This window comes from Pseudomonas sp. LAMO17WK12:I10, assembly GCF_900215185.1.
GTDB classification, from domain to species: Bacteria; Pseudomonadota; Gammaproteobacteria; order Pseudomonadales; family Pseudomonadaceae; genus Aquipseudomonas; species Aquipseudomonas chlororaphis.
On sequence record NZ_OBDX01000093.1, the window covers coordinates 1 to 1,318 of the forward strand.

Annotated in this window: 1 rRNA gene; it reads right to left on the reverse strand. The window is 50.3% G+C overall.

What is annotated here, in order from left to right:
* Positions 1-1,277: ribosomal RNA gene (locus tag CRO75_RS32255) — 23S ribosomal RNA — on the reverse strand; the annotation flags it as partial.
* Positions 1,278-1,318: the final 41 nt, after the last annotated feature.

The following is a 1,318-nucleotide window of genomic DNA, read 5'->3' on the forward strand; positions in this document are numbered from 1 at the left end:
GTTTTTCACACCCATTGTCGTTACTCATGTCAGCATTCGCACTTCTGATACCTCCAGCAAGCTTCTCAACTCACCTTCACAGGCTTACAGAACGCTCCTCTACCGCATCACTTACGTGATACCCGTAGCTTCGGTGTATGGTTTGAGCCCCGTTACATCTTCCGCGCAGGCCGACTCGACTAGTGAGCTATTACGCTTTCTTTAAAGGGTGGCTGCTTCTAAGCCAACCTCCTAGCTGTCTAAGCCTTCCCACATCGTTTCCCACTTAACCATAACTTTGGGACCTTAGCTGACGGTCTGGGTTGTTTCCCTTTTCACGACGGACGTTAGCACCCGCCGTGTGTCTCCCATGCTCGGCACTTGTAGGTATTCGGAGTTTGCATCGGTTTGGTAAGTCGGGATGACCCCCTAGCCGAAACAGTGCTCTACCCCCTACAGTGATACATGAGGCGCTACCTAAATAGCTTTCGAGGAGAACCAGCTATCTCCGAGCTTGATTAGCCTTTCACTCCGATCCACAGGTCATCCGCTAACTTTTCAACGGTAGTCGGTTCGGTCCTCCAGTCAGTGTTACCTAACCTTCAACCTGCCCATGGATAGATCGCCCGGTTTCGGGTCTATACCCAGCGACTAAACGCCCTATTAAGACTCGCTTTCGCTACGCCTCCCCTATTCGGTTAAGCTCGCCACTGAATATAAGTCGCTGACCCATTATACAAAAGGTACGCAGTCACAGAACAAAGTCTGCTCCCACTGCTTGTACGCATACGGTTTCAGGATCTATTTCACTCCCCTCTCCGGGGTTCTTTTCGCCTTTCCCTCACGGTACTAGTTCACTATCGGTCAGTCAGTAGTATTTAGCCTTGGAGGATGGTCCCCCCATATTCAGACAAAGTTTCTCGTGCTCCGTCCTACTCGATTTCATGACTAAGAGATTTTCGCGTACAGGGCTATCACCCACTATGGCCGCACTTTCCAGAGCGTTCCGCTAATCTCAAAGCCACTTAAGGGCTAGTCCCCGTTCGCTCGCCACTACTAAGGGAATCTCGGTTGATTTCTTTTCCTCAGGGTACTTAGATGTTTCAGTTCCCCTGGTTCGCCTCTTGCACCTATGTATTCAGTACAAGATAACCATCTTATGATGGCTGGGTTCCCCCATTCAGACATCTCCGGATCAAAGTCTGTTTGCCGACTCCCCGAAGCTTTTCGCAGGCTACCACGTCTTTCATCGCCTCTGACTGCCAAGGCATCCACCGTATGCGCTTCTTCACTTGACCATATAACCCCAAGCAATCTGGTTATACTGTGAAGACGACAT